The 22,476-nt window shown below is 73.1% G+C and carries 26 protein-coding genes and 4 tRNA genes; 9 read left to right on the top strand and 21 right to left on the bottom strand.

Features of this window, described 5'->3' with window-relative positions; genetic code table 11:
- Positions 1–5: 5 nt before the first annotated feature.
- Positions 6–404 carry a VOC family protein gene (locus ACZLKG_RS03380; protein ID WP_463647960.1) on the bottom strand — a complete coding sequence of 133 codons (399 nt, stop codon included), beginning with the start codon at positions 402–404 and terminating at the stop codon, positions 6–8.
- Between the two features lie 206 nt (positions 405–610).
- Here ACZLKG_RS03380 and ACZLKG_RS03375 point away from each other — a divergent pair.
- A tRNA-Lys gene (locus ACZLKG_RS03375) sits at positions 611–683 on the top strand.
- Between the two features lie 94 nt (positions 684–777).
- On the opposite strand, the gene ACZLKG_RS03370 is transcribed toward ACZLKG_RS03375, so the two are convergent.
- Together ACZLKG_RS03370 and ACZLKG_RS03365 are read right to left on the bottom strand one after the other, a co-directional pair.
- Positions 778–1,239 (bottom strand): VOC family protein, encoded by a 462-nt coding sequence (locus ACZLKG_RS03370; RefSeq protein ID WP_463647959.1) that lies wholly within the window; start codon positions 1,237–1,239, stop codon positions 778–780.
- The gene (locus tag ACZLKG_RS03365) at positions 1,236–1,838 is read right to left on the bottom strand and encodes a DinB family protein (RefSeq protein WP_463647958.1); all 603 of its coding nucleotides are present in this window, start codon (positions 1,836–1,838) and stop codon (positions 1,236–1,238) included. Before ACZLKG_RS03365 ends, ACZLKG_RS03370 begins: the two co-directional genes overlap by 4 nt.
- A gap of 62 nt (positions 1,839–1,900) precedes the next feature.
- Between ACZLKG_RS03365 and ACZLKG_RS03360 the strand changes: the two genes are divergently transcribed.
- Positions 1,901–2,866 (top strand): helix-turn-helix transcriptional regulator, encoded by a 966-nt coding sequence (locus tag ACZLKG_RS03360; RefSeq protein WP_463647957.1) that lies wholly within the window; start codon positions 1,901–1,903, stop codon positions 2,864–2,866.
- Between the two features lie 47 nt (positions 2,867–2,913).
- On the opposite strand, the gene ACZLKG_RS03355 is transcribed toward ACZLKG_RS03360, so the two are convergent.
- Both ACZLKG_RS03355 and ACZLKG_RS03350 read right to left on the bottom strand, forming a co-directional pair.
- Positions 2,914–3,390 (bottom strand): nucleoside deaminase, encoded by a 477-nt coding sequence (locus ACZLKG_RS03355; RefSeq protein ID WP_463647956.1) that lies wholly within the window; start codon positions 3,388–3,390, stop codon positions 2,914–2,916.
- Positions 3,387–4,547 carry an NAD(P)H-dependent flavin oxidoreductase gene (locus ACZLKG_RS03350; RefSeq protein WP_463647955.1) on the bottom strand — a complete coding sequence of 387 codons (1,161 nt, stop codon included), beginning with the start codon at positions 4,545–4,547 and terminating at the stop codon, positions 3,387–3,389. Before ACZLKG_RS03350 ends, ACZLKG_RS03355 begins: the two co-directional genes overlap by 4 nt.
- Positions 4,548–4,992: 445 nt before the next feature.
- Between ACZLKG_RS03350 and ACZLKG_RS03345 the strand changes: the two genes are divergently transcribed.
- Positions 4,993–5,259: a DUF7218 family protein gene (locus ACZLKG_RS03345; RefSeq protein WP_463647954.1), complete on the top strand. Its 267-nt coding sequence runs from the start codon at positions 4,993–4,995 to the stop codon at positions 5,257–5,259.
- 196 nt (positions 5,260–5,455) lie between these two features.
- Here ACZLKG_RS03345 and ACZLKG_RS03340 read toward each other — a convergent pair whose 3' ends face one another.
- The 3 genes from ACZLKG_RS03340 to ACZLKG_RS03330 form a co-directional block, all read right to left on the bottom strand.
- On the bottom strand, positions 5,456–5,713 hold the full coding sequence (locus ACZLKG_RS03340; RefSeq protein WP_463647953.1) for a GlsB/YeaQ/YmgE family stress response membrane protein: 258 nt from the start codon (positions 5,711–5,713) through the stop codon (positions 5,456–5,458).
- Between the two features lie 217 nt (positions 5,714–5,930).
- Entirely contained in the window at positions 5,931–6,782 is an 852-nt protein-coding gene (locus ACZLKG_RS03335) for an ABC transporter permease (protein WP_463647952.1), read from the bottom strand.
- On the bottom strand, positions 6,779–7,792 hold the full coding sequence (locus ACZLKG_RS03330; RefSeq protein ID WP_463648078.1) for an ATP-binding cassette domain-containing protein: 1,014 nt from the start codon (positions 7,790–7,792) through the stop codon (positions 6,779–6,781). The genes ACZLKG_RS03335 and ACZLKG_RS03330 overlap by 4 nt, the downstream gene beginning before the upstream one ends.
- A 104-nt stretch (positions 7,793–7,896) precedes the next feature.
- Here ACZLKG_RS03330 and ACZLKG_RS03325 point away from each other — a divergent pair, with 104 nt between their 5' ends.
- Positions 7,897–8,676, top strand: coding sequence for a TetR/AcrR family transcriptional regulator (locus ACZLKG_RS03325; RefSeq protein WP_425707728.1), 780 nt, complete (start codon positions 7,897–7,899; stop codon positions 8,674–8,676).
- On the opposite strand, the gene ACZLKG_RS03320 is transcribed toward ACZLKG_RS03325, so the two are convergent.
- Genes ACZLKG_RS03320 through ACZLKG_RS03310 form a run of 3 tightly spaced genes read right to left on the bottom strand, consistent with a single transcriptional unit; the run spans position 8,636 to position 11,042 of the window.
- Positions 8,636–9,247 carry a hypothetical protein gene (locus ACZLKG_RS03320; protein ID WP_463647951.1) on the bottom strand — a complete coding sequence of 204 codons (612 nt, stop codon included), beginning with the start codon at positions 9,245–9,247 and terminating at the stop codon, positions 8,636–8,638. The two genes, ACZLKG_RS03325 and ACZLKG_RS03320, sit on opposite strands and share 41 nt — an antisense overlap.
- Positions 9,244–10,104 carry an ABC transporter permease gene (locus tag ACZLKG_RS03315; protein WP_463647950.1) on the bottom strand — a complete coding sequence of 287 codons (861 nt, stop codon included), beginning with the start codon at positions 10,102–10,104 and terminating at the stop codon, positions 9,244–9,246. Before ACZLKG_RS03315 ends, ACZLKG_RS03320 begins: the two co-directional genes overlap by 4 nt.
- Complete coding sequence (locus ACZLKG_RS03310; protein WP_463647949.1) at positions 10,101–11,042, bottom strand: ABC transporter ATP-binding protein; 942 nt, start codon at positions 11,040–11,042, stop codon at positions 10,101–10,103. Before ACZLKG_RS03310 ends, ACZLKG_RS03315 begins: the two co-directional genes overlap by 4 nt.
- Before the next feature lie 89 nt (positions 11,043–11,131).
- Here ACZLKG_RS03310 and ACZLKG_RS03305 point away from each other — a divergent pair, with 89 nt between their 5' ends.
- Complete coding sequence (locus ACZLKG_RS03305; RefSeq protein WP_463647948.1) at positions 11,132–11,893, top strand: TetR/AcrR family transcriptional regulator; 762 nt, start codon at positions 11,132–11,134, stop codon at positions 11,891–11,893.
- A gap of 51 nt (positions 11,894–11,944) precedes the next feature.
- Here the strand turns inward: ACZLKG_RS03305 and ACZLKG_RS03300 are convergent, their stop codons facing one another.
- The 10 genes from ACZLKG_RS03300 to ACZLKG_RS03255 all read right to left on the bottom strand — a co-directional run bounded on the left by ACZLKG_RS03300 (position 11,945) and on the right by ACZLKG_RS03255 (position 21,243).
- A complete protein-coding gene (locus ACZLKG_RS03300; RefSeq protein ID WP_425707723.1) occupies positions 11,945–12,904 on the bottom strand; it encodes an EamA family transporter in 960 nt (319 codons plus the stop codon).
- Complete coding sequence (locus ACZLKG_RS03295; RefSeq protein ID WP_463647947.1) at positions 12,901–13,821, bottom strand: AEC family transporter; 921 nt, start codon at positions 13,819–13,821, stop codon at positions 12,901–12,903. Before ACZLKG_RS03295 ends, ACZLKG_RS03300 begins: the two co-directional genes overlap by 4 nt.
- Positions 13,818–14,717, bottom strand: coding sequence for an endonuclease/exonuclease/phosphatase family protein (locus ACZLKG_RS03290; RefSeq protein WP_463647946.1), 900 nt, complete (start codon positions 14,715–14,717; stop codon positions 13,818–13,820). The genes ACZLKG_RS03295 and ACZLKG_RS03290 overlap by 4 nt, the downstream gene beginning before the upstream one ends.
- Positions 14,717–15,172: a peptide-methionine (R)-S-oxide reductase MsrB gene (gene msrB / locus ACZLKG_RS03285; RefSeq protein WP_463647945.1), complete on the bottom strand. Its 456-nt coding sequence runs from the start codon at positions 15,170–15,172 to the stop codon at positions 14,717–14,719. Before msrB ends, ACZLKG_RS03290 begins: the two co-directional genes overlap by 1 nt.
- Positions 15,173–15,248: 76 nt before the next feature.
- Entirely contained in the window at positions 15,249–17,903 is a 2,655-nt protein-coding gene (locus ACZLKG_RS03280; RefSeq protein WP_463647944.1) for a mechanosensitive ion channel family protein, read from the bottom strand.
- Positions 17,904–18,029: 126 nt separating this feature from the next.
- Complete coding sequence (locus ACZLKG_RS03275; protein WP_463647943.1) at positions 18,030–18,854, bottom strand: GvpL/GvpF family gas vesicle protein; 825 nt, start codon at positions 18,852–18,854, stop codon at positions 18,030–18,032.
- The gene (locus ACZLKG_RS03270) at positions 18,851–19,597 is read right to left on the bottom strand and encodes an SRPBCC family protein (protein WP_463647942.1); all 747 of its coding nucleotides are present in this window, start codon (positions 19,595–19,597) and stop codon (positions 18,851–18,853) included. The genes ACZLKG_RS03275 and ACZLKG_RS03270 overlap by 4 nt, the downstream gene beginning before the upstream one ends.
- A gap of 123 nt (positions 19,598–19,720) precedes the next feature.
- Positions 19,721–19,909 (bottom strand): hypothetical protein, encoded by a 189-nt coding sequence (locus ACZLKG_RS03265; protein WP_463647941.1) that lies wholly within the window; start codon positions 19,907–19,909, stop codon positions 19,721–19,723.
- The gene (locus ACZLKG_RS03260) at positions 19,902–20,585 is read right to left on the bottom strand and encodes a hypothetical protein (RefSeq protein ID WP_463647940.1); all 684 of its coding nucleotides are present in this window, start codon (positions 20,583–20,585) and stop codon (positions 19,902–19,904) included. Before ACZLKG_RS03260 ends, ACZLKG_RS03265 begins: the two co-directional genes overlap by 8 nt.
- Before the next feature lie 298 nt (positions 20,586–20,883).
- Entirely contained in the window at positions 20,884–21,243 is a 360-nt protein-coding gene (locus tag ACZLKG_RS03255; protein WP_425707918.1) for a metallopeptidase family protein, read from the bottom strand.
- A gap of 412 nt (positions 21,244–21,655) precedes the next feature.
- On the opposite strand from ACZLKG_RS03255, the gene ACZLKG_RS03250 reads away from it, so the two are divergent.
- From ACZLKG_RS03250 to ACZLKG_RS03235, 4 genes are all read left to right on the top strand, one after another.
- Positions 21,656–21,728: transfer RNA gene (locus tag ACZLKG_RS03250), tRNA-Glu, on the top strand.
- Between the two features lie 61 nt (positions 21,729–21,789).
- A tRNA-Asp gene (locus ACZLKG_RS03245) sits at positions 21,790–21,863 on the top strand.
- Between the two features lie 36 nt (positions 21,864–21,899).
- Positions 21,900–21,972 (top strand) — tRNA-Phe (locus ACZLKG_RS03240).
- Between the two features lie 264 nt (positions 21,973–22,236).
- Positions 22,237–22,392: a hypothetical protein gene (locus ACZLKG_RS03235; protein WP_425707708.1), complete on the top strand. Its 156-nt coding sequence runs from the start codon at positions 22,237–22,239 to the stop codon at positions 22,390–22,392.
- Positions 22,393–22,476 lie beyond the last annotated feature (84 nt).

The following is a 22,476-nucleotide window of genomic DNA, read 5'->3' as shown; positions in this document are numbered from 1 at the left end:
TCCCCTCAGTGGCGCCCGGACCAGTGCGGGCTGTGCATGAGGCCGAGGACGTTGCCGAACGGGTCCACCACCGATGCCGTGACGAACCCGTGCCCGCGCACGATCAGCGGCTCGTGGGTCGTGGCACCCCGCGCGAGCAGGTCGGCCAGGGTGGCCTCGACGTCGTCGACGTGCCAGTACGTGGTCGAGGTCCCAGGGCCGGACGCGCCGGGCGCGTAGGAGCGATCCATGAGGCCGAGCTCGTCCTCGTCGGGCCCGATCCGGAACTCGACGTAGGCGGGCGGCCCGGTCTCCGGGCGCCGGAAGTAGGGGTCGAGGCCGAGGAGATCCGCGTACCAACGTGCTGCGGAGTCGACGTCCTCGGCGGTGAGAACCATCGTGGTCAGGCCGTGGAGCGTGTTCATCGTCGCGCCCTTTCGATCGGTGGGTCGGAGGTGGGTCGGTGGGAGCAGGAGTCGGTGCGTCCTCCTGGGCGGCGTGTGCGGCCCGGGTAGCTGTGGGCGGGTGTCGCGTGGGAGCTGTCCGGATCGTCGTCGTCGGGATTCACGCGTGGGACCCCGCCCGACGTAACCTGACCGCTCGCGGGAGCCGTCGCGACGCCGGGCTCCGCGGGCCTCTAGCTCAATCGGTAGAGCAACGGACTTTTAATCCGTGGGTTGTGGGTTCGAGCCCCACGGGGCCTACTCAACGTGCGCACAAGCACGCGGATCCCCGGGCAGGCCCCCGGGTCGGGTCCGGGTCGGCAGCCGACTCGGTCCAGGCAGAACTCCTCCCGACTCAGTCCAGGCAGAACTCGTTGCCCTCGGGGTCGGCCATGACGATGAAGCCGATGCTCACCGGCGCCTCTGGCTCGTGCCGCCGGAGCCTGGTCCCGCCGAGCCCGACGAGCCGCTCGCACTCGACCTCGAGGGCCGCCATCCGTTCGTCGTCGCGTAGGTCGGAGGCGGTGCGGACGTCGAGGTGCACGCGGTTCTTGGCCACCTTCTCCTCGGGCACCTGCTGGAAGTAGATGCGCGGGCCGGCGCCGTCGGGATCCTCCAGGGCGGAGGCCGAGTTCCGCTGCTCCTCGGGCACCCCGGACTCCTCGAGGAACGAGTCCCACGCGGCGAGCGGGTCGGCGCCGCGTGGGAGGTCCACGCCCGGCGGTGCGGGGTGGACGTACCCGAGGACGTCGCGCCAGAAGATCGACAGCGCCCGCGGGTCGCGGGCGTCGAAGGTGACCTGGATCTTCGCGCTCATGACTGCTCCGACCTGTCGGTGAATGTGTGGAGGTAGAGGTCGCGCATCAGGGCGACCTCGGCGAGGTGGTGGATGAGCTCGCGGTTGATGTGCAGGACGAGCCGCGCCATCGGGTCCTGCGCGAACGGACCTTCCGCGTCACCGCACGGGCGGGCGAGGCCGTCCTCCCCCAGGCTCGCCACGCCCTCGGTCCATCGCGCGTACTCCTCGTCCAGCTGGGCCAGCGCCGCAGCCGCGGTCGGCGCGTACTCGAAGGAGTGGTAGTCGGTGGCCGCGCGGCCGAAGTGGGCGGCGTTGCGCATCGCCAGGACGCCGACGATCACGTGCCCGAGGCGCCAGGCGATCGTCGTCATGGGCGCCGGTTCGGGCGGCGGGATCGCGAAGTCGATGGTCATCTCGCCTCCGCCGGCCTGGACCGGCGCGGAGCTCGTCCCGCGCGGGCGCACGCTCCACGCGCCGAGGGTCGGCTCCCAGAAGTACTCCTCGTCGGTGAGCCCGGCGAGGCGTTCGCGGATCTGATGGGTCCAGTGCCAGTCGGTCTGGTCACGCAGTGCGGCGCTCCAGGAGGTGTCGGACAGGGTCATCGTCGTCTCGGACATGGACGCACCGTGGCACCCATCGCGGACAGGCTCGTTCCGCGATCGGTGGGAGAGTTCTCGGCATGCGCACCGAGGGGACGACCGAGCGGGTCCTGCGGCTGCTCGGCCTGCTGCAGCGCCGGGCCTCGTGGACCGCGGCCGAGCTCGCCGACGAGCTCGGCGTGACGCCGCGGTCGGTCCGTCGCGACGTCGAGCGGCTTCGGGCGCTGGGGTACCCCGTCGAGGCGAGCCCCGGCGTCGGGGGTGGCTACCGGCTGGGCGCCGGGACGCGGCTCCCGCCCCTCCTGCTCGACGCCGAGGAGGCCACCGCGACCGCCCTGTCGCTGAGGCTGGCGGCCGGCGGCACGGTCACCGGGGTCGGCGACGCGGCGCTGCGGGCGCTGACGAAGCTCGACCAGGTGCTCCCGCCGCGGCTGCGCGCGGAGGTCCACGCGCTGTACGACGCGACCGGCACCGTCGCGGGGCCGCAGGCCTCCGTCGACGCCGACGTGCTCGTTCAGCTCGCGCGCGCCTGCCGCGACCACGTGCGCGTGCGGTTCCGGTACACGGCGCGCGACGGCACCGAGGGAGAACGGACCGCCGAGCCGGTGCGGATGGTGACGATCGGCCCGCGCTGGTACCTCATGGCGTACGACGTCGACCGCGCCGACTGGCGGACGTTCCGCCTCGACCGGCTGACCGATCTCGAGGTGACGACGTGGCGGGTCGCCCCGCGCGAGCACCCGGACCCGGTCGAGTACGTCCAGCGGTCGGTGACCGCGTCGCCGTACCGGCATCTCGCCCGCATCCGGCTCCGGGCGCCGGCCGAGGAGGTGCGGGCGCTCGTGCCGGCCGCCGCCGGACGGGTCGAGGAGGCTGAGGACGGGTGGTGCGTCCTGGTCGCCGGCGCGGAGGACCTCGACTGGCTGGCGATCCGGGTGGCGCTGCTCGGTCTCGAGGCGGAGGTGGTCGAGCCGCCCGAGCTGCGGGAGACGGCCGCGCGGCTGGCGGGCGTGCTGGGGAACCTGGCGGGGCGCGACGGGGCTTAGGAGCCCGGTACGCCGGCGGGCGTCGACGACGAGGCGTGACGCGCGACCTACCTCCCGACGCGCGCGGCGTGCAGGGCGCGGACGCGCTCGGCGAGCTCGTCGTCGGGGCCGTCGACGTCGGCACCGGGCACCACCGCCCGGATCGGCAGGCTCGCGACCGGGGAGTCCGGCAGGCCGAGCTCGGCGGCCCACCGCGTCAGCTGCTCCCCCGACGACGCGTACACGATCCGCCCGAGCCCCGCCCAGCCGTGCGCGGCCGAGCACATCGCGCAGTGTTCCCCGGAGGTGTAGACGACGCATCGTGACCGCACGGCCGGCTCGAGGCGCCGGGCCGCCCACTGCGCGATCGCCAGCTCGGGATGCCGCGTGCCGTCGCCGCCGGAGACGTGGTTGTGGTCCTCGAGCAGGACGTCGCCGTCGGGCGAGACGAGGACGGAACCGAACGGCTCGTCGCCGCCGGCGAGCGCCTGCTCGGCCAGCTCCACGGCACGGACGAGAAACGCGCGGTCGGGCTCCGTGATCATGGCTGCATCCTGCCCGACGGCGCCGCGCCCCCGCTCCGGGCCACCGTCTCGGCCGCGGCCCACAGGTCAGCGACGATCCGCTGCGCGGGCCCGCTCGGGGCGTCCCGCCAGCCCTGTCCGGACCACAGCGGGATGAACCGGGTGTCGCCGGCCGCTCCCCCGGCCTGCCTGATCGGCCAGGTCACGTGGTTGAGCGCGGGGTAAGCGGGCGGCGCGACGGCGTCGTAGCGGCGCACCAGCTCGTTGGCGAGCGAGCGTGCGGGACGGCCGGTGAACGCGCGCGTCACGGCGGTGGTGGTCAGCGCCGGGTCGCGCAGGGCGGCGCGGTGGCCGGGCGAGGTACCGGCCTCGTCGGCGTCGAGCAGCGCGGTGCCCACCTGCGCGGCGTCGGCGACCTCGAGCGCCCGCGCCACAGCCTCCCCCGTGGTCAGCCCGCCCGCCGCCACGAGCGGGACATCGACGACAGCTCGGACGGCGAGCAGCAGCTCGACCAGCGGCACGTCACCCGGGGTGTCGGCGACGGCGAACGTCGAGCGGTGCCCGCCCGCCTCCGGACCCTGGACGACGAGCGCGTCCGCACCCGCGTCCGCCGCCGCCACCGCGTCACCAGCGGTCGTGACCGTCACCCACACCGCGGTGCCGACGTCGTGGAACCGGCGAAGAGTCTCCGGCGCGGGCAGGCCGAACGTGAAGGAGACGACCGGGACCGGATCGCCGAGGAGCGCGGCGACCTTGCCGTCGAAGCCGGAGTCGTCCTGGTGCGGGGTGCCGAGCCCGTCGATGCCGAGCTCGGCGGCGAGCGGTGCCAGCGCGTCGCGGTAGGCGAGGGCGGCGTCGAGGTCGGCGGGCACGGCGTCGGGGACGAAGAGGTTGACGCCGAAGCGGCGGGCGCCGAGGTCGCGCACCCGGCGGACCTGCTCGGTCAGAGCGTCGACGGAGCCGTAGCCGGAGGCGAGGAAGCCGGCGCCGCCCGCCCGCTCGACGGCGCGGACGAGCTCCGGCGTGGACGGCGCACCCGCCATCGGCGCGCCGACGATCGGGACGTCCAGGTCCGCGAGCGAGGCGCGGTCGGAGGCGGTGCGGTCGGAGGCGGTGCGGTCGGAGGCGGTGCGGTCGGAGGCGGTGCGGTCGGTGGCGGCGCGATCGGTGGCGGGCACGGCACCGACCCTAGCGAGCATCGCCCGGCCTACCGCGGGCGACGGCGGTCCGCCCGTGGACGAGGTGGTCGGGCCCGAGGGGCACGACGACGGACATCGCGGTCGCCCCGCGCCCGTCCCACTGCAGGGGCCGAGGAACACCACGAGCGACCAGGTGAGGAGCCGGCGCTTGCCGAGCAGGTCATCCATGCCTGCCAGGACGAGGTCGGGCGTCCGGAGCCTCACCCGGCCGCGGGCCGGAGCCTCCGGCGCATGTCGTACCGCCGGCGCCTGTCGCGCCCTCTGTGCCTCCGGTACCGACGCGCTGCTGGGTGGCATCGACGACCACCTGGGGCAGGTTCGAGTCGCCCGGCTCTCGCGCGCGGGCTTGCCTGGGCGGGGACAATGCGTTCTGCAAGGTCCGCACCACCCGGAACGGCTGAGACGCCGAAGGAAAGGGGCTGACATGCCGAAGGACGAGGCACCGAGCCTGAAGAATCCCGAGATGTACGAGGAGCTGCGGGAGGATGGGGCGTCGAAGGAGAAGGCCGCCCGGATCTCCAACGCCGCCGCGCGCGACGGGGAGCAGGAGGTCGGCCGCCGCGGCGGGGAGGCCGGCAGCTACGACGACTGGTCCGTCCCCGAGCTGAAGGAGCGGGCGAAGGAGCTCGGGATCACCGGGTACTCCGACAAGCGGAAGGCCGAGCTCGTCGACCTGCTCCGGAACCACTGAGGTCGGGCGGGTCCGCCGGCGGGTTCGACGCCGGCCAGCCTCGGCTCGGACAGCCGCGCCGTTCCCGGCAAGGACGACCGGAGGGGCCGACCGCCCGGGTGGGTGGCCGGCCCCTCCGGGCCGTGCTGGTCGGGAGCCCTGGCGCCCGATCCGGTCGGGTCCCTGGTGGCACCCCGGGGCATCCGCCCCGTGGTGGTCAGCGCGAGGCGCGGCTCGCGCGGCCACGGACCGCAATGAAGATCGTGATGAGAATGATCGCGAGCACCACGCCCGCGATCCACTTGACGATCGTGCCGGCGTCGAGCTGGTCGGCGACCCAGCCACCACCGAGCGCGCCGAGCGCGCCGAGGATGATCGTCCACAGGATGCCCAGGTTCTGGTCACCCTTCATGAACAGGCGGGCGAGGGCGCCCATGATCGCGCCGACGACGATGAGCGAGATGAGTTCCCACATGACGTGCCTCCTTGTCCGGCCACCGGTGGGCGGCGGCCATACTGTGACAGCGGCCCAACTCTTGCACCGATGTTGCACAACTGCACGCGCTGACATACGCGTCGAAGATCACTGTTCCGTCACGGTTCGCCCGCTCGGGGTGAGCGCGACGTCCGAGGTCGGGGGCGATGGAACCGCGTGCGCCGGCTGGCACCTCGACCGTCCTCACGTCGACCGGTCAGCGCCGCAGGTGGCGGTAGGTCGAGACGGCCAACGGCAGGAAGACCGCGATGAGCAGCACGGGCCAGAGGACCGCCAGGACCGAGGCGTGCTCGGCGAACCAGGTGCCGCCGCTGTCCGACGGAGCGCCGAGAAGTCCGCGCACGGTGGTCGCCGTGGCCGAGACGGGATTGGCGTCGGCGACGGTCGCCAGCCATCCGGGCATGGTCGACGTCGCGATGAAGACGCTGGAGAAGAACAGCACCGGCCAGACGAGCATGTTGATCGGGGCGAGCGACTCGGGGCTGGAGGCCCTCAGACCCACGACGATGCCGGCCCAGAGCATGGCGACCCGCAGCAGGAGAAGGAGTCCGAGGGCCGCGAGCGCCTCCGTGAGGGTGGTCACGGGCCGCCATCCGAAGGCCACGCCCGCTCCGACGACGACGACGAGCGAGACGAGGGAGTCCAGGAGGTCCGCGAGGCAACGTCCCCCGACGACGGCGACACCGCTCATCGGTAGGGACCGGAACCGGTCGGTGATGCCGCGCGAGGAGTCCTGACAGACCGCGGCCATGGTCCCTTCGAGCCCGAGGAACACGGTCATCGCCAGCACGCCGGGCATGACGAAGTCGATGTAGCTACCACCCAGGGCGTCGCCGAGCGCTCCTCCCATGAGCCCGAGGAAGAGCGACATGAGGATGATCGGCCAGAGCCAGCTGAACACCCTCGCGCCGATCATGTGGCGCCAGTGCTGGAGGTCGCGGCGCGTGATGGTCCAGGTGTCGGCAAGGGCCCGGGCCACGGGCGTGGCCGGACCGTCCGGGCCGGTGGTCGGCAGCATCGTGCTCGACCGGTCGCTGATCGTGCTCATGGGGTGGCCTCCTCGGTGACGTCGGCACCTGTCTCGTTCATGGGACCGAGGGCGGTACGCCCGGTGATCCGGAGGAAGACCTCGTCGAGGCTCGGGGTGCGCACGGAGAGGTCGGACACGGACAGGCGCGCGTCGCGCAGGGCGGCTGTCGCGCCGATCAACGAGGCGGTGCGGTCGGCCAACGGCACCCGGACCCGGCCGTGCTGGACGGTGACGTCGCCGCTGGACCATGGGGCCAGCTCCGCGCACAGTCGCGGCAGGTCGGCGTCGGCGGCGGGCGTGACCTCGAGCCAGTCGTCACCGACCTTGGCCTTGAGCTCGGCCGGGCTGCCTTCCGCCGCCACGCGTCCTCGCCCGAGCATCGAGATACGGTCGGCGAGCTGGTCGGCCTCCTCCAGGTACTGGGTCGTCAGCAGGACGGTGGTGCCGCCCCTCACCAGCTCCCGGATCGCCTCCCAGACGTCCTGGCGGACCCCGGGGTCGAGGCCCGTCGTCGGCTCGTCGACGAAGAGGATGTCCGGGGCGGTGATGAGGCCGGCGGCCAGGTCGACGCGCCTCCGCATGCCACCGGAGTAGCTCTTCACCTGCCGATCCGCTGCGTCGGCGAGCCCGAACCGGTCCAGCAGCTCTCCCGCGCGGCGGGCCGCGGACGTGGGCCGGTACCGGTTGAGCCGGGCGAACATCACCAGGTTCTGACGGCCGGTCAGCGCTTCGTCGACCGCGGCGATCTGTCCGACGAGTCCGATCCTGGCGCGCACGCGGCCGGCGTCCCGGACGGCGTCGTGCCCGGCGACCACCACCCGGCCGGCATCCGGCGCGAGGAGAGTGGTCATGATCCGCACCGCCGTCGTCTTCCCCGCCCCGTTCGGCCCGAGCAGTCCGTGGACGCTCCCGCGCGCGACCTCGAGGTCCAGGCCGTCGAGGACCGCGGGGCCCGTGCTCCGCCGAAGGCCTTGCGGACGTCCGTCAAGGCGATCGCCATGTCTGTGCGCACCATCGTCCTCCCTTATCTGACGCCGTACTGTACGGCGTACGAATCGAGCGTACGCTAGCCTTGCCCGATGCGCACATGGCGTGCGGTCGATCGCACGCCTCCGTCCGGATCAGGAGGATCGTGGCCACTGGCAGGTCGGCGCCCGAGGTCGTCCGCAGCCTCTACCTGCTGTGGGGGCACCACCCGGAGCAGGGCAGGTCCGGGCTCTCGGTGGGGCGCATCGTGCGGGCGGGCGTGCAGCTGGCCGACGCCCAGGGCCTGGCGGCCACCTCCATGAGGAAGGTCGCCGAGGAGCTCGGGGTGAGCACCATGGCGCTGTACCACCACGTCCCCGGCAAGGAGGACCTCACCGCACTCATGACCGACGACGTCTACGGCGAGCTGTACGGCGACGTCGACCACGCACGGCCTGCCGATGACTGGCGCACGGGCCTGCGCGAGGTGGCCGAGCGCAACTGGCAGCTCCTTGAACGCCACCCGTGGTTGCTCGACGTGCACGAGGCCAGGAGCCTGCTCGGACCGAACGCCTCCCGGAAGTACGAGGCGGAGCTGGGGGTCCTCGACGGGATCGGGCTGTCCGACCTGGACATGGAGTCGAGCCTCACCGCGCTCCTCAACATCGTCGAGGGCGCCGCGCGTCACCTCCGCGCCGACCACGCCGCACGCAGCAGCTCGGGTCTGACCGATGCCGAGTGGTGGGCCGTCGTGGCACCGGCGCTCGACCATCTCATGGCCGACGAGGACTACCCCGTCTCGGGGCGGGTCGGCACCAGCGTCGGCACTGCCGCCGACGCCGCGCGCGACCCGCGACGCACGTTCCGCCTCGGGGTCTCGCTCGTCGTCGACGGCGTCGCCGAGCTCATCCGCGCGTCCGGCTCGGACCCGGACGCCCCGGGCTGACGCCGACCCGCGGCTCGGCCAGCCGGCGGTCGGACCAGAGCGCGGCCGCGGCGTGCCCCATGAGCAGCTTGGGGTAGTAGGTCCACGCGAACCAGGGGACGAGCCGAGACCGGCCGATCGCCTGGTCGAGCGCGAGTCCTCCGGCGGTCAGCGCCACGCCGAGGGTGCGGCGTCGTCGGGGGAACCTGCGGATCGCGAGGGTGGCACCCATGAGGTAGCCGTGGTGCAGCGCGGCCCACAGCGGCCCGGGGACGGGCCCCGATCGCCCGCGGTCCAACCACGCCACGAGCGCGGGATGCACGTGCCAGACCGCGAACGTCAGGTGCTCACGGTCGCCCTGTCCGGGCCGGGCGTACCAGCGAGCACAGGCGAGGGTGTTGTTGACGTAGGCCCCGCCGACGAGATCGGCCGCCAGGACGGCCGACGCCGCGGTGGCGGCTCGGCCGCCACCCCGACCCCGGGCCAGCGCGGCTGCCATCAGGGCGCCGCCCGCCATCGTCGTCGCCGTCAGCGCGTGGTCGAGCCGTGTGGCCTCGGGGCCGACGAACCTCCCCCACGCCTCGCGGATCACCGGGCCACCTTCCGGGGGAAGAGCACGGCGGCCATCCAGACGGCGAGCGCCACGAACCCGGCGCACCACAGGACGCCGATCCACCACTCGTTCCCGGGGTTCTGGCCGTTGAGCAGGGCTCGGGAGGCGTCGATGACGGGCGTCATCGGCTGGTGCTGAGCGAAGCCCTGCAGCCAGCTCGGCATCGACTCCACCGGCGCGAAGCCCGAGGAGACGTACGGCAGGAACAGCAGCATGAACCCGTACCCGCTGGCGGACTCGGCCGAGCCTGCGACCATGCCGAGCACCGCGAAGACCACGGTGATGACGAGGATCCACAGGGCGACCAGCCCGACGGAGCCGAGCAGCTGGAGGAACGACGCGTCGGTACGGAAGCCGACCGCCAGCGCCACGGCGAAGACCACCGCGGTGGCCAGCAGGTTGCGCACCATGGAGGACACCGCGTGCCCCAGCAGCACGGTGACGGACGGGAAGGGCATGGTGCGCAGGCGGTTCATGAAGCCGGTCGTCATGTCGTTGCTGACGACCACCGCCGTGTAGGACGCCCCGAACCCGGCGGCCGTGACGACGATCGCCGGCAGCACATACGAGAGGTAGGCGTCGCTCGAGGTGGAGCCGTCACCGCTCACGTCCATCGCGCCACCCATCACGTAGGTGAAGATCAGCATGAGCATGATCGGCAGGATGACGGCCATGAGGAGCGACTCGGCGTCACGGAACGAGTGCTTGAGGCTCCGCACGGAGAAGACCTTGAGCGCGGTGAGGAAGCCGGCGCCGGACATCGGCGTGACGGCCGGAGAGGCGTGGGCCCCCTGGGACGCCTGCCCGGTCGTGGGGAGGGTGTCGGTCGTGGTCACGGGGTGACCTCCTTCGCGGTGGTCGTGGGCGACGCGGCGGTCGAGGGGGACGCGGTGGTCGAGGGCGTCGCGGTCCCGGTGAGCTCGAGGAAGACCTCGTCCATGGTCGGGGTGCGCACGGTGATGCCGACGTCGGGTCGGCGGCGGGCGACCTCGGCGACCTCCCGCGCAACGTCGGCGGCGGAGCCCCGGGTGGGCAGCGTCTCGACGATGTGGCCGGCGTCGTCGTGCAGCTGGATGGTCGATCCACCGACGCGTTCCTTGAGCTGGGCGGGGGTGCCGTCGGCGACGATCCCGCCGTCGTTGAGCACCATGATGCGGTCGGCGAGCACGTCGGCCTCCTCCAGGTACTGGGTGGTCAGCACGATGGAGGTTCCGGCGTCGGCCAGGGAGTTGATCTCGTCCCAGAGCGCCTGCCGGCTACGGGTGTCGAGGCCCGTGGTGGGCTCGTCGAGGAAGATCAGCTGCGGCCCGGCGATGAGGCTCACCGCGATGTCGAGCTTGCGCCGCATCCCGCCGGAGTAGGTCGAGGTGCGCCGGCCGCTCGCCCCGGTCAGGTCGAAGCTCTCCAGCAGCTCGTCGGCGCGACGCCGCGCATCCTTGCGGGAGAGCCCGAAGAGCTCACCCATCATCAGCATGTTCTCCATGCCGGACAGCGAACCGTCGACGGCCGCGTACTGGCCGGTCAGGGAGATCAGCCCCTGGAGCCGCTTCCGGTCACGACGCACGTCCATGCCGAGCACGCGCGCCTCGCCGGAGGTGGCCGGGACCAGGGTGGACAGGATGTTGACCAGGGTGGTCTTCCCCGCCCCGTTGGGCCCCAGCAGCGCGTGGATGCCGGGCGGAAGGCTCAGGTCGAGGTCGCTGAGGACCTGGTGCCTGCCATAGCTCTTCGAGAGACCCGAGATCTCGACGAGCGGCACATCTGTGTATGTCATGCACTGAGTGTGCCATACACAGTCTGTGACGTACACAGATGTCGCGCGGAGCGACCCGCTTCACCTCCGCCGGTGGGAGGATGCTCGGCATGACCGACGCCACCGAGACCGGGCTGCCGCGCGCCGTGGCCATCGCCTGGGGCATGCACGAGGTCCCGCAGCGCGGGCCCAGCCGCGGCCTGAGCCACGAGCGGATCGTCGAGGCCGCCATCGAGATCGCCGATGCGGAGGGACTCGCCGCGGTCACCATGCAGGCGGTCACCCGGTCCCTGGGGTTCACCACGATGTCGCTCTACCGGTACGTCTCGGGCAAGGAGGAGCTGCTGTGGCTGATGCAGGACGCCGCGCTCTCCGTGCCGGAGACGCTCGAGCTTCCGTCCGACTGGCGGGAGGCCCTGCGCGACTGGGCGGACATGGTGCGCCACGCCTATCGGGACCACCCCTGGGTGCTCGAGATCCCGCGCGGGCCGATCTCGGTCCTCATGCCCAACAGCATCCGCGCGGCCGACCACGGCCTGGCGGCGATGAAGGACCTGCCGCTGGAGGCCGACGAGAAGATCGGCCTCATCCTGGTGATCTCCCAGCACGTCGCCTCGGTCGTCGAGCTGGAGCAGAACCTGGCCGCCACGGGGAACGTCGCGGTGACGGCCGAAGGGGCCCGGACCCTCGCCGAGGTCGTCACGCCCGAGCGGTTCCCGCACCTGGAGCCGGTGATGCAGTCGGGCAGCTACGTCATCAGCGAGGTCCCCGTGGTCGAGACCGACGAAGGCGTCGAGTCCGAGTACGACCTGGGCCTGGATCTCATCATCGCCGGACTCGAGCAGCGGGTCCGGTCGGCCGAGGAGGACTGAGCCCCGGAGGACCCGATGCACGACGGCGTCCGGCCCCTGCCCGCGTGTCGACTACGGCGCCGGCCGGCTCGCCCGCCGCCCGGGACTCGGCCGGCTCGCGAGCCCGACGGCGACCGAGACCATGACGAGCCCGGCGATCTCGGCGGCGTTGGGCACCTGGCCGAGCACCACGAGCCCGACGATCAGCGAGGTCACCGGCAGCAGCGAGCTGAGCAGCGCGAACATCGACGCGGTGAGCCGCCTGAAGGCCAGCTGGTCGATGACGTAGGGCACCACGGACGACAGCACCGCCACCCCGACGACGAACGGCAGGAGGTCGGGCGCGAGCAGCGGCCCGGAGCCGGGTATCCCGATCGGCGCGTACATCAGCGCCGCGATCGCCAGGCCGACGGCGAGCGTGTCCGCCCCCGGCACTCGCGCCGCCTGGCGCTGTCCGACCCACATGTAGGTCGCCCACGTGGCACCCGCCAGCAGCGCGTAGATCGTCCCGACGAGCTGGTCGGTGTCGGCGAGGTCCACGCCCAGGCCACCGATCGTCGCCACGCCGGCGAAGGCGAGGACGACCGCCACGCGGTTGAGCCAGCCCCGGCCGCCGATCGCGGCGAGGAGCACGGGGCCGAGGTACTCCAGCGACACGGCGGTCCCGAGCGGCAGCCGGGCGATGGACTCGTAGAACAGCAGGTTCGTGCCGCCGAGCGCCGCCCCGAAGGCCGCGGTCCAGCCGAGCGCCACCCACGGCCGGTCGCGGGGCCATCGGCGCCAGGGGCGCCGCCACGCCACGAGGATGATCGCCGCCAGCAGGATGCGCGCCCAGCCCACGGCGAGGGCCGGCGAGGAGACGAACAGCCCGACGGCGAGACCCGAGCCCACGTAGCTCGACGTCCCCGCGGTGAGGAAGTAGACGGGCGGCGGCACGGAGCCGACGAGTCGGCCCAGCCGGCCCGGGCCACGTCCGGGCGGCCCGCCGCCGGGCGTGCCGTTCGACGTCGCGCCCCCTCCCCGGGCCGTCACGAGAGCAGGCCCGTGGCCGTGACGACCACCGGCACGCTGAGCAGGCTGGTGACGAGGACCGCGCGGCGGGCGAGATCGACGTGCGTGCCGTACCGCATGGCGTAGACGAACACGTTCTGGGCGGTCGGCAGGGCGGCCACCACGACGACGCCCAGCAGCACGTCACCCTCCAGTCCGACGACGGGTCCCCCGATGGTCCAGGCGAGCAGCGGTCCGAGGAGCACGCGCAGGACGATCGCGGTCCAGACCACGGCCGCGGGCTCCCGGTCCGGGCCGGCACCCCCGCCGTGGATGGACATGCCGAAGGCGAGCAGGAGCATCGGCACGGTCATGTCGGCGAGCATCCCGACGGGCAGCCCGACGGCGGCCGGCAGGGTGATCCCGGTCAGCGAGAGCGTCAGCCCCGCGAGCACGCCCAGCACGGGTGGTGACGTGATCGGGGAGAGGACGCGTCGCCAGCCCGAGCCGGTCCGCCCGGTGAAGCGGTTGAGCAGGGCGAAGCTCAGCGGCGCGAGGACGAGGAGCTGGAGCATCATCGCGGGGACGACGGGCGCGGCGGTGCCGACGGCGAGGACGAGGATCGGCAGCCCGATGTTGCCGGCGTTGACGTAGGAGGCGCTCAGCGCACCGACGACGGTGCCCGCGGCGTCGATCCTCAGGACCGTGCGGGCGAGGATCGCGTAGAGCGCCGCGACGAGCAGGGCGGCGACGATCGTGACGACGGCGGCGAGGGACAGGACGTGCGCGACGTCGGCCTCGGCGACCGTGCGGAGCATGAGCATGGGCACGCCGACGTAGAACACCACCGTGCTCAGGGTGTCCGCCCCACCCTTGCCGACGACGCCGATCCGCGCGAGCACGTAGCCCGCGGCGGCGATGAGCGCGAGGCCGAGGAAGCCGGTGACGACGCCGGTCACGACGCTCCGCCGCGGCGCGGGCCGACGACGGTCGCGACGAGCGCGAGGTGGTCGGACACCGGCAGCCGGTGGGTCTCGCCGGTGGCGGTCGCACCGGCGGCGCCGGGCGGGCCGAGGGCGCCGAGCACGTGGTCGATCTGCCGCCGGGGGGCGTGCGCCGGGAACGTCGACCCGACGCCGAGGGACGAGAGGCCGGTGACTGCGGCGACGTCGTCGGGGCCGAGGTTGAGGTCGCCGGCGAGGACGTGCGGGCCGGGGAGCGTCCGCAGGCGGCCCGCGACGGCACGGAGCTGCGCGCGGGCGGCGTCGCCGTCGGTGCTCAGGTGCGTGGCGGCGACGGCGAGGGGCCCGTCCGGCGCGTCGATCTCGGCGGCGAGCGCCACCCGGGCCTCGTCACGACGCACGGCGAACGGACCGAGGCGCAGCACGGGCCCGCCGACGGCCAGCGGGTGGGCGCTGCGCAGGACCCGCAGGTCGGCGGGGAAGCCCCACGCGTGCCAGGCCCGCACGGGCAGCCGGCTCAGCAGCGCGACCCCGTAGGCCGGCCGCCAGGCCGTCGGCGCGAACGGGGGCCGGAACCTCGGGCCGCCGCGCGGACCGACCTCGGCGGCGGCGAGGCGCCACCACGGCATCCGCAGCATGCGCGCGAGGACCCGCGCCTGGTCGACATAGCGGGAGCGCCGCTGGCCGCGGTCGACCTCCTGGAGCGCGACGACGTCGAGCTCCAGGCCTGCGAGCGCCCGCCCCGCGGCGACGAGCGCGCGGTGCGTGGCGGGCAGGCCCGGGTGCGAGTGCGAGTCCGGGCGCGGGTGCGAGTCCGGGCGCGGGTCGTCACCGCGCGACGGCGAGCCGTGCTGGAGGTTGACCGTGGCCACCCGGAGCGGGCGGCCGGCCATCAGGCCGAGGGCTCGGACCTGGCGGGGCCCCCGGGCGCGTCGCCCGCGGGGGCGAAGGACAGCGAGACCGAGTTCATGCAGAAGCGGTCGCCGGTGGGGGTCTGCGGCGCGTCGTCGAAGACGTGCCCGAGGTGCGAGCCGCAGCGCCGGCACCGGACCTCGGTGCGGACCATGCCGAGGGTGCGGTCCTCGATCAGCTCGACGGCGTCGGAGTCCTGCGGGGCGTAGAAGGACGGCCAGCCGCAGTGCGCGTCGAACTTGGTCTCCGAGCGGAAGAGCTCGGCGCCGCAGGCGCGGCACGAGTAGATGCCCTCGCGGTCCTCGTGCAACAGCTCGCCCGTGCCCGGGCGCTCGGTGCCCGCGAGGCGGAGCACCTGGAACTCGGCGGGGTCGAGGATCTCCCGCCACTCCTCGTCGGTCCTGCTGACGGCGTAGTCGCCGGTGGAGGTCGTCATGGGTCCATCGTGCGCCTGTTCCGCGGAAACGTCACGTGCGGTCCAGAGCCGATGACGCACCGCACAACCGTCGAGCTCAGTCGCCGCCGGCACCTCCGCCGTCGCCGCCGTCGTGGCCCCGTCCCGCGCCGCCCTCACCGGGACCGGCACCCAGGTCCGAGCCGTCGCGGCCGTAGACGACCCCGCGGCCACGGGGGCCCCGCGCGTCCTCGTCGGGGTCCCGCACCTGCGCGCCGTGCTCGGTCTCCGGGTCGGCGCCCGACGCGCTCCACGCGCCGTCGGCGTCGTCCTCGATGTCGCCGAAGCCCTCCGGGTCGGCACCCGCGAAGCCCTCCGCATCGGCGTCGGCGAAGCTCTCGGCCTCGACGGCCGGGAGCACCGAGGTCTCCCCCGACCGCGCCGGACGCACGTCCGCCGACGGCACCGCACCCAGGTCGCCTGTGACCTCGACCGGCCCCTCGACGACGGGGGTGGCGTCGGGCGGCACGGGCCGCTCGTCGGACGTGAGGGCGTCCTCGCCGTGCTCCTCGGCAGCGCCGCCGTCGCCGGTCCCACCGCCCGTGGCGACGGCTCCGAAGGCGACGGCGGCCGGGTCGTGCGCGGAGTCGTCGTCGCCGTCCAGGGCGAGGTTCTCCCCGGTGCTGGCCGCACGCCGGCGCTCGACGTTCGCCTCGAGCTCGGCCTGCACGGCCTCGTCCGGGCCCGTGAACTTGGCACCCCGCTCCTCGTTCTCCGGGGATCCGGTGTACATCGAGGAGGCGTGCGTGCCGGTGGTGGCGGACGCGGCCGTCCTCGACGCCCCGGTCGGTGCGTCACCGATCGGCGCCTTGCCGGCCGGCGCGGCGGAGCGGGCGCTCGGCGCCGAGAGGCCGCGACCGAACCGGTAGACCAGGCTCGTGCGCAGGGGTCCGAGGGGGTACTCGTCGTGCAGACCGGGGACGTCCGCGGAGCCGGTGCGCACCATGTCGTCGGGGTAGCCCGGGGGGTACACGGCAGCCGTGTTCGCCGAGCCGGCGGAGATCGCCGACACCGCTGAGGTCCGGGACCTGGCGGTCCAACCCACCGGTCCCTGCCCCGCCATCGCTGCGGACCCGGCCGACGGGGCCGACGCACCGGTCGCGGCCGCTTCCGTACCCGACGCTCCGGCGCCGGCCGCACCCGCCTCGCCGGTACCTGCACCGACGTCCGCCGCGCCGGCGCCTGCCCCTCGGGCGCGGCGGCCGGACCGGGCGTCACGGCCCGTGCCGCGGCGGCCGGTCGACGTCGGCGACTGCCCCGACGGCGCGGACCGGTCCGAGCGGGACGCGGCGAGCGCCTCCTCGAGGGCCTCCGTGCTCATCACCGTGGTCTGGGAACCGGTGTCGTCGTGCCGTCCCACCGGTCCGGACCTGCCGATGGCGCCGCCGGACTCACGCGCCCGACGCCGGTCCTCCCGCGCGGCCCGGCGGCGCGCACGTCGCGCCGACGACTCCCGCTGCTTGCGCCGCTCGATCGTCTCGCGGCTCTCCTGCTGCACCGCATACTCCTGCGCGCGGGCCTGGTCGCGGAACTCCTTGTCCAGGTCGGCGAGCTCGGCCAGGTCGGCGTCGAGCTCGGCCTGCTCGTCGAGGTCGCGCGGGCGCGGCGGCACGAGCGCATCCGGCGGCGGCACGATGTCCTCGATCCGCGTGCGGGGCAGGGCGTAGGGAGCACGGGTCTGCAGGAAGTCGAGCAGCTCCTCGCGCAGGTAGTACCTGAGGTCGACGAGCGTGCCGGGGTCCTTGGCGGAGACGAGCGCGCGGACGGTGACGTACCCGCCGACGGCGTCGAACACCTGGAAGATGCCGAGGTTCTTGTCCCAGAGCGGAGTGCGGTCGAGGAGCCGTTGCATCTCGGCCCGCATCGCGGGCACGGGGACCCGCCAGTCGACGTCGAAGGTGACCGTGCCCAGGATGCTGGTCTCGCGCCGGGTCCAGTTCTCGAACGGGTTGGTGGTGAAGTGCGACGAGGGCAGGATGATCCGCCGGTTGTCCCAGGTCAGGACCACCACGTAGGTGAGGGTGATCTCCTCGATGTATCCGTACTCGCCCTCGATGACGATCGTGTCGTCCACGCGGATCGCGTCCGTGAAGGCGAGCTGGATGCCCGCGAAGAGGTTCGCCAGGGTCCCCTGGGCCGCGATTCCTGCGACGACCGAGAGCACACCGGCCGACGCCAGCATCGACGCACCCGCCGCGCGCGCGCCGGGGAAGGTCAGCAGCACGACCGCGATGCCGATGACCCAGATGACGACGACGCCGACCCGACGCAGCATGACCGCCTGGGTCTGGATCCGGCGGCCGTGGGTGGAGACCTCGCCGTCGCCCGCGCGTTCGCGCACGCCCTTGAGTGCGAAGTCCTCGGCCACGTTCGCGAGCGCGGCCACCAGCCACGTGATCGCGACGATGATCGCCACGACGAGCGAGTGCTGGATGGTGCCGCGCCAGCCCGGCACCTGCGCCTCCGGGGGCAGGCGGGTCGCGAGGTAGAAGCCGATCGTGGCACCGATGACCATGAGCAGCAGGCGCACCGGAGCCTTGATGCGTGCGTAGACGATCCTGATCGGCGCACGCCGGCGCGCGAGCACCCCGAACACGGCGCCCAGCAGGAGGGCGACAGCGAGACCGGCGGCGGCGCCGACGAGCGAGCTGAACGCCACGGAGAGGACGTCGAGGGTGGTCTCGATGGCCTGCTCGGTCGTGTCCTCTTCCATGGCTCCCAGGCTAGGGGCCGACGTCGGGCGCCGTGCCGGAGCGTCCGCGCGGAGGTGCGCAGTCTCACGGGGCGCGGCGCCCCTCGACCTGTGCGCGACGGGCGGTCACGCCTGCGCACGGGGCGCTCACGACGGGTCGGCGCCGGGCAGCTCCGCGAACGAGTACGGCGGCCAGGGCCCGAGGAACCGGATCCGTACCGCCGGCTGCTCCGAGGCGATCGCCGAGAGCTCCGCGCCGAGCTCCTGCTGGCGGGGCGCGCGCACGAGGCACGACGCCGTGAGCACGGGGACGAGTCCGGTCTCCCGCGCGGGCGAGCGGTACTCCTCGATCTCGACGCAGTGCCCGGCGATCCTCGTCCGGAGCTCGGGGTAGAGGTCGTCGGCGGCGCGGTCCGTGATCTCCTTGCCCATCTTCTCGGCGCGCTTCTCGAGCAGCCGGCGCACCCCCGCGGGCCGGTCCGCCATCTCGTCCGCGATCTGCCGCATCTCCGCGTTCGAGGCCGCGTACTCCTCGTGGTCCAGCGAGACCTCCACCCTCAGCTCCGACGTGCCGGTCAGCTCGTCGAGCCTGCGCCGCAGCGCCGGGCCCTCGGTCATCAGCCATGCGGTGAGCTGAGCCTCCGCCGTGGCCCCGGTCTCGGCGTCGGGCCGGACGATGACGTTGAACGAGACCGGCAGGACGGCGCCCGCCCCCTCCCACGCGTCCTCGACGACGTCGCTGTGCTGCAGGATCCACAGCTTGACGTCGTCGTCGGGGCCGTCGTAGGGAGCCGCGGCGTGCCGGTGGACCACCGCGCGGGGTCCACCGACCGGTCCGACGACGTCGAGCGCTGCCCCGTCGATCCCGCTCACCCGCGGTCGGTGGTCGCCGGCGGGGACGACCGCGTAGACGTAGAGCGTCACCTCCGCGGAGCCCGCGGAGCCACCGGTGCCGTCGGGATCGGGCGTCACGGGCCCTCCCTGCGGTTCTCCTCCGCCCAGCGAGCGGGGTTGATCAGCTTGTCGACGACCTCGTCGACGACGTCGTCGAGTCCACGGTGGAGGTCGGTGACGGAGTCGGTGATCCCGTGCTCGGACTTGATCTGGTCCATGGCCTCGTCGAGCTCGAGCAGCGCCTCGCCCAGCCGGTCCTGCTCCTCCTCGGTGAGGTCGCCGCCCTCGGCCTCGGCCGCCTCCCGGTCCGCGGCCTCCTGCTCGAGGGCGTCCTCGTGCGAGGTGACCAGCTCGCCGTCGCGGATCTCGCCGCGCCAGCCCTCGACGCCGTCGGGGTCGAGGATCGTCTCGGTCATCACGTGGTGCACGAAGAACTTCATCTCGAGCCGGGCGCGACGACCCGCGGCGCGCCAGATGTTGGCCGTCTTCTCGACGAAGCCCTGCGGGTGGTACTCGAGGACCATCACCATGCGCGTGAGCCGCGGCGCCACCTCGTGGAACGAGACGCTGCCGCTGATGTGGCCCTTCTCGCCGGTCGACTCCCACACGATGTGCGAGTCCGCGACCTGCTCGGTGATCGTCGCGTCCCAGGTCCGGTGCGACCACATCACCTGCCCCTTGATCGTCACCGTGACGTCGTCGTCGCCCCGCTCGGCGTGCTCGACCTTTTTCATGAAGTCGGGCCACTCCTCGAACTGGGTGAACGCGTTGTAGGCGGCGCTCACGGGCACGCCGAGGTCTGCCGACTCGACGATGTTCATGAACTTGAAGTCGCCGGACCCGCCGCTCGAACCGCCACCGAACGCGCCGGCGATCTTGTCCTTGATCCCGGTGCCCGCCGCGGACAGCGCAGCCTTGGCGGGGGACTCGCCCTCGGCGATCTTCTATGCGCCCGCCTTCGCGGCCTCGCCGGCGGAGCCTCCCGAGCCCTCGAAGCGGTCGACGAGGTCGTCGACCCGGTCGCCGGCCGAGGACAGTGCCTTGCGGCCGGCCGTCTTGGCGAACTCGATCGCCTGCTGCTTCAGTCCCTCCAACGCGGAGCCCGAGGTGTTCTCGCTGGTTGCCTCACTCATCCGACTCCTCCTTGGCCTTGCTGGAGGCGCCCGACGACGACTTCGAGCCAGAGGTCGAACGCTTGGCTCGGCCGCCGGACGCGGCGCGCTTGGCCCGACTGCCCGTCCCGGACCTGCTGCCCGAGCTCGATGTCTTGCTGCGGGTGGGCTTCTTGGGCTCGGACTTCTCGTCCTCTGCCGCCTCGGCCGACTCGTCGTCGTCCGCGGGATCGGCATCGTCAGAGTCGGCGTCGTCCTTCGGGGCGTCGCCGGACTCCTCCTCGTCGGGGGCGTCCTCGGCGTCCGGCGCGTCGTCCGACGGCGCCTCGTCGGCGGGCGCGTCGTCGTCGGACTCGGAGTCTGCATCCGTCGAGGACGACGTGTCCATGGACGCGTTCAGCCTGTCGGTCTGCTCCTTGAGCTTCACGCTCAGCGTGTCGGCGCCCTTGGCCGCGAACGCCGTGGCCGCATGCTTCCCGGAGTCGGCCAGTCGGCCCGTCACCTTCTCGCCCAGCTCCTTGAGCTCGGGCGTGGCCTCGGTGAGCTCCTTCAACGCGCTCGATATCTTGTCCCGGTTGCCGGCCGCCTTGGACCCGGCGATCGCGCCCGCGATGGTCAGGGCCAGGCCCAACTTCTTGGTCCGGCCGAGCAGGTAGCCCGCCAGCACCAGTCCTGTCACTTTCACCTTGCTAGCCATGTGCGTCCTCCGAACGTGTCGCGGTCGACTGCTGCCGCCGGCCCCCGGATGACGGTGAGGCTCGGTTGCCGGCGTTGGTGCTGCCCTGCGTGTGCCCAGAACCGGGTGCCCTCAACGCACGGCCTGACCTGCTCGCCGACGGGGCAGGTGGTCCGGGCCTGCTCACTGCACTGCTCGCAGGACGCGCCCCCGCTCACTGGGGGGACGCGCGGTTGGTACGTGCTCGCTGGTCGGCGCGCTGGACCGGTCCTGCTCGCCGAGGGAGGCGCGGTCCGAACCTGCGGCGGTCGGGCCGGCGTCAGCCCCAGCCGAGCTCGTGGAGTCGCTCGTCGGAGATGCCGAAGTGGTGGGCGATCTCGTGGACAACCGTGACGGCGACCTCGTCGACGACCTCCTCGACGTCCTCGCACCACCGCAGCGTCGGCCCGCGGAAGATCGTGATGCGGTCGGGCAGGGAGCCGGCCCAGCCGTCGTCGCGGTCGGTCAGCGGGGTCCCCTCGTAGATGCCGAAGAGCTCGCCCGCCTCGACGCCGTCGAGCTGCTCGGGCGTGGCCTCCTCCTCGACGAGGACCACCACGTTGTCCATCGCGGCGGCGAGCTCGGGCGGGACGAGGTCCAGGGCGTCGGCCACGGCCTCCTCGAACTCCTGCTCGCTCATCTCCACCACGCCCCCATCGTCGCACCCCGCGATGTGCGGCGGCCGGACGGGCGGGCGCTCCATCGGCGTCGAGGGCGCGGGTGTGCGTCGAGGGCGCGGGTTCCCTCCGCAGGCCCGGGTACTCACCGCAGGCCCGGGGTCCCGCCGAGGACGCGGTCTCCCGCCGAGATGACGAGCAACGCGCCGAGAGGACCGACGGCGGGGATCCACTCGGCACGGCAACCGCGCCCTCGAGGACACACCGCGTCCTCGACACGGCAACCGTGCCCTCGGCACAGCAACCGCGTCCTCGACAGCGCACCGCATGGTCCGCGCGGCATGACGGAGCGCACACCCCAACCGGTTGGAACCACCCCGGCGAGCAACCTATGCTTGTCCAGGCCTCAGGACGCCTGGGCGACGGGAGTCATTGGCCCCCATCGTCTAGCGGCCTAGGACCCCGCCCTTTCACGGCGGTAGCACGGGTTCGAATCCCGTTGGGGGTACGCTCCTCGACCGGAACGTCCTGAGCACGGCAGTACCAGCACGACCAGAAGTACACAGCAAGGCCCTGTAGCGCAGTTGGTTAGCGCGCCGCCCTGTCACGGCGGAGGTCGCGGGTTCAAGTCCCGTCAGGGTCGCAGTCGAGCCGGTCGGACGGCCGCGCATCGGCGCAGGGCTCTGTAGCTCAGTTGGTAGAGCGTCCGACTGAAAATCGGAAGGTCACCGGATCGACCCCGGTCGGAGCCACTGCAGGCAAGGGGCCGGATCCCACGCGGGTCCGGCCCCTTGCTCATGCCCGACGACGCGAACCGCGCCGGGTCCATGCCCGACGACGAAGCCCGACCCGGCCCCGATGTGACGTCCGCGCGGCCGGACGGGCAGGCCAGGTGAACGGGCGCGAGGGCGGTGAACCTGTCACGCGGCCATTCTCAAGATGCCGATGCCGCACCGGCCTGCGAACATCGGGAGCACACGCGGTGCCGCACGGCGCCGCCGTCGAAGGGAGTGCACATGTCCTTGTGGCTGATTCTCATCGTTGCGGGCGTCATCATGCTGGTCATCGGCGTCGCGGTCGAGGCGGCGCAGTTCCTCATCTGGCTCGGCATCGCGATCGTCGTGGTGTCGCTCATCCTGAGCCTCCTCAGGCGGGGCAAGAACCGCGTGTAGCGACGCGTGACGGAGGGGGCCGGATCAACGAGATCCGGCCCCCTCTCGCATGTTCGGGAGCGCCGCTCAGGGCGGGAGCGCCCC

The sequence above is a fragment of the Georgenia sp. Z2081 genome (assembly GCF_055326445.1).
The sequence above is the reverse complement of the archived record's forward strand: the minus strand, read 5'-3'. Positions and strand labels throughout refer to the sequence as shown.